We start from the raw sequence: 3,764 nt of genomic DNA, 5'->3' as shown, positions 1-3,764 counted from the left end.
TTTGGAATCTTGTGGCGGCGCTCTTCATTAACCTTGTAGGGCATGCGGCTCTCGGTTTCAGAAGACCGCCTCTATACCTTACCCCTGACTTGGCACGACACCCCGGTCCGATTTACGCACCAACGTCGTCGCCGCCTCCACGCCCGGACTCTGTCTATGCAAAAGGCCGAAGCTGCGGTCGGCTGCAAGGTCATCAACATCATGACCAGCCTTGGCATGCCAGTATCCCAGCGCCTCGTCTGAACCCCAGGGCTAAGGGGTGCATGCGGCCCACCTCTCAATTATGCACCAACGTCCGAAGCCGCAGCTTGCGACCGCCACGAGAGGGAACGTCCGCAAGCCTGCGCTGCGCTCGTTGCGCTCGCGGTCCCAGCCGATCGGCAAGGCAAGCGCATAGGCAAAAGCCAGGGCGGCGACATGAGGGAGAACCCGGAGCGTCTCCAGCAGGTGCTCGATCTGTTCCATTGCATCTCCACGGCATCGAACGCGGTGCAGGGAAAGACCGAGGGGACCTGCCTTGGTTCCATGGAGCCGTTCCAGCGCGAACGGGCTGCCGCGTCGGACACGAAAAGGACGCTGTCGGAGTCACGGCTCGGCGACGCTGTTTGCCCCGGTTACGGCACGTGCGAGGCGCGGATCCCTCACCCTTGTCCGGAGAGATCAATAGGTATCGAAGCCACCTTCACTCCCGGTTCGCTCCCAACAGGGCGACCGTCCTGGCAATATGGGAGCATTCGTCGGCATGCCTGCGGTAATGAAAGTTCATTTACTCTGCACGCAAGACAGTTATCCGCTGCTAAGTGGCCGGCGCCGCAACCTTGATTTGGAAATGCTTTCTTCCGAATACGTTTCCGCAAGAGAGGATAAGATGCCTGTAACTCTCCATTGTTCTAATTGACCTTGCATTCTTTATTTTACTACTTAAATAAAGATTGTCATGATTACTTCGCACAATATTCTCCTCCGCGGAGGCCGCCTCCTCGCAGGCCGCTGAGCCCCGAACCAGGCTGGACGCCTCGCGCCGCCGTCGTTCGGGGTCATGACACTTTTCGCACATTGACTTCAGCAAACCCGCTCATGGGTCAGCGCCGCTGTTTGCCGCGGCGCATCGAGGTTCGCGAGCCCGGGTCGGTGCCGCCCAGGAGGATCATCTGATGAACACCGCCATTGACTTGCCGCAAATCACCATCGCTACGGACGATTACAACCGTCTCATGTCCCTCGCGGTCATGGATCCCCACCGGCGCGGGCCGCGTCGCCAGTTCCTGCTGTCCGAGCTGCGGCGGGCCGCCCTCTGCCATCCCGCCAGACTGCCGGACGACGTGGTCTCGACCAACGCGAAGGTCACGTATCGGCTCAACGGCGGCGGAAAGCCGATGGAGCACATCCTGGTTCATTCGCAGGACCTTCTCTGGCCGGGCGCCGAACTGTCCGTAACGACCCCATTGGGGATCGCGCTGCTCGGACTGCGGGTGGGCGACTGCATGCCATTCCGGACGAGCCCGAACGGGCCGTGGCACGAGGTCGTGGTGGAGGATGTCCAGTTCAGGCTTCTGCCAGATGACGAGGAGTCTACCCGGAACACACCTGATCCATCAGCGACGGGCATGACAACTCGCGGGACGATCTCGACCGTCGGCTTGACGAGGCCCTGATGGAGACCTTCCCGGCCAGTGACCCTGTCTCGGTCATGGTCTGCGGACGGTCCTAATTCGAAGCAGCAAGTATCCGTCGCCTTCTCGCGACGGGGCGGAGTGACACCTTGGAGAAGATAATGGAGCAAGTGAACCGACCTCCCATCACGGTCTCTTCGATCAATTTTGATCGATTGTCCTGGATCGCGACGGCTGGCGTTCACAGCCATCACGACGCGGTCGCCGCAATGCTGGCGGACGAACTCGGGCGGGCAGACGTCGTAGCCCCCGATGCGATCCGTCCGGATGTTGTGACGATGCATTCGAAAGTCGAGTACCAGGATGACGTAACTGGCCAGACTCGCCGCATCACCGTTGTCTATCCGGATGAGGAGGATCTGGATGCGGGACGAGTTTCGGTCCTGACACACATCGGTGCGGCCGTCATCGGCCTGTCGGAAGGACAGTCAATAGAGTGGCAGAGCCCAAAGGGCGGATGGCGTGGATTGACGGTGCTACGGGTGCATTTCCAGCCCGAGCGGATGGCCGCCCTCAGCGCCTGACGCCCGCAATAAAAGCACTTCGAAATCAGTCAAGGAAAATGAAATGAAAGCTGAAAGCAAAATCGTCATAACCAAGAAGCCGAAGGAGCACGAGCCGACTGAATCAAAGGGGCTGCGGTGCCAGTGTGGACACCCCAACCGAACCCGCTGACCCGTGAGGAAATCCGGAAGATTGTCATCGACCAGATTGGGTGATGACGATCTTCTTGCGGCTCGACTCCATAGGCTGGCACGCCTTGGCAAAGGGGATCTTACGGGGTTGACGCCTGCCGGCGCTCGGAGCGTCCTATGCGTCACGGGGCAGGGCGGTGTAGAGCCTTACGATGAACTGATGAAACTCCGCCATGTAGGTCTTCAAGAATTCGGCCGTGGATTCGTTGGTGACCTCGCCCTCATCGGTGATCAGCCCGGGCTTGAACTGGATGTAGGCCTCCGGTGCGTTCATCTGCGGCGAGTTGCAGAAGCCGAGCACGCTGCGCAGGTGTTGCTGCCCCACGGCGGTGCCGATGGCACCGGGCGAAGTGCCGATCACCGCCGTGGGCTTGCGGGTGAAGGAGTTCTTCCCGTACGGTCGGCTGGCCCAATCGATGGCGTCCTTGAGCGCGCCGGGAATCGAGCGGTTGTACTCGGGCGTGACGAACAGGACCGCGTCGACGGCCGCGATGGCGCCCTTGAATGCGCGGGCAACCGGCGCGTAATCGGCATCATAGTCGTAGCTGTAGAGCGGCAGGTCCTTGATCGGGATCTCGGTGAACGTGAGGTGCTCCGGGGCAACGCGCGTCAGTGCCGTGGCGAGCTTGCGGTTGATGGACTCCTTGGCAAGGCTGCCGATCAGATAGCCAACTTTGAACGTGGTCATGGCAGGCTCCCTTTGCATGGACAGGGATGGGCTCCGTCCGGTGTGCTGTCGCAGTGACTCTACAGCGGGCTGGCCGCGGCCGGGCTGCCGGTCATTTGCATCGAGACGCGCCACGCCAAGGCGTTCCTGAAGGCGCAGGTGAACAAGACCGACCGCAACGATGCTCGTGGCATTGCTCAGATGATGCGCGTCAACCTGTTCCGGCCTGTGCATGTGAAGACGCTGGCCAGCCAGAACCGACGCGCCCTGCTGACCGCTTGCAAGGTGTTGCAGGAAAAAGCCATTGCCATTGAGAACGATATCCGCGGTCTGCTGCGCAACTTTGGGCTCAAAGTCGGGATTATTGGCAAGGTCAGGTTCGAGGACCGCATCCGCGAGCTCGTGGCCGGTCTGCTCGCGGCCCATCAGAGCCTGCAGGAGCGCTTCGCCATCCTGCATCGCAAAGTATTGGCGACCGTCCGGGATGATGACGTCTGCCGGCGCCTGATGACCATTCCCGGTGTTGGCCCTGTGGTGTCGCTGGCCTTTAGCCGTTCTTATGCATGGGAAGGTTGATGAAGGCTGGCGAGTGTAGCTTAAGCTGTAGTAGCTGGAACTTGATCTGACATTTGGCGTCCGAGAGTTGGTCGGGCTCATCTGTCCGATGATGTTTTCAAGCGGCGATCATCTTCTCCTTCGCTAACGGGATTGCATCGAGGAAGGTCTGCA

The 3,764-nt window shown here is 60.4% G+C and carries 3 protein-coding genes and 3 pseudogenes; 4 read left to right on the top strand and 2 right to left on the bottom strand.

From position 1 onward, the window contains the following. Positions 1-129: 129 nt before the first annotated feature. Positions 130-243, top strand: a pseudogene (locus tag FS320_RS49170) (IS5/IS1182 family transposase); the annotation flags it as partial. A 54-nt stretch (positions 244-297) separates the two neighbouring features. On the opposite strand, the pseudogene FS320_RS39925 reads toward FS320_RS49170, so the two are convergent. After that, positions 298-465: pseudogene (locus tag FS320_RS39925) on the bottom strand (MgtC/SapB family protein); the annotation flags it as partial. 689 nt (positions 466-1,154) lie between these two features. Here FS320_RS39925 and FS320_RS39920 point away from each other — a divergent pair. Next, positions 1,155-1,655, top strand: coding sequence for a GreA/GreB family elongation factor (locus FS320_RS39920; protein WP_152717977.1), 501 nt, complete (start codon positions 1,155-1,157; stop codon positions 1,653-1,655). Positions 1,656-1,774: 119 nt separating this feature from the next. Next, on the top strand, positions 1,775-2,197 hold the full coding sequence (gene rnk, locus FS320_RS39915) for a nucleoside diphosphate kinase regulator (protein ID WP_152717975.1): 423 nt from the start codon (positions 1,775-1,777) through the stop codon (positions 2,195-2,197). Positions 2,198-2,483: 286 nt separating this feature from the next. Here rnk and FS320_RS39910 read toward each other — a convergent pair whose 3' ends face one another. Next, on the bottom strand, positions 2,484-3,056 hold the full coding sequence (locus FS320_RS39910; protein WP_152717973.1) for an NADPH-dependent FMN reductase: 573 nt from the start codon (positions 3,054-3,056) through the stop codon (positions 2,484-2,486). A 57-nt stretch (positions 3,057-3,113) separates the two neighbouring features. Between FS320_RS39910 and FS320_RS39905 the strand changes: the two are divergent. Further along, positions 3,114-3,584: pseudogene (locus tag FS320_RS39905) on the top strand (IS110 family transposase); the annotation flags it as partial. Positions 3,585-3,764: the final 180 nt, after the last annotated feature.

The organism is Microvirga tunisiensis, from assembly GCF_009296175.1.
Lineage (GTDB): Bacteria > Pseudomonadota > Alphaproteobacteria > Rhizobiales > Beijerinckiaceae > Microvirga > Microvirga tunisiensis.
Note: the sequence above shows the minus strand (reverse complement) of the source record. Positions and strands in the feature narration are given on the sequence as shown.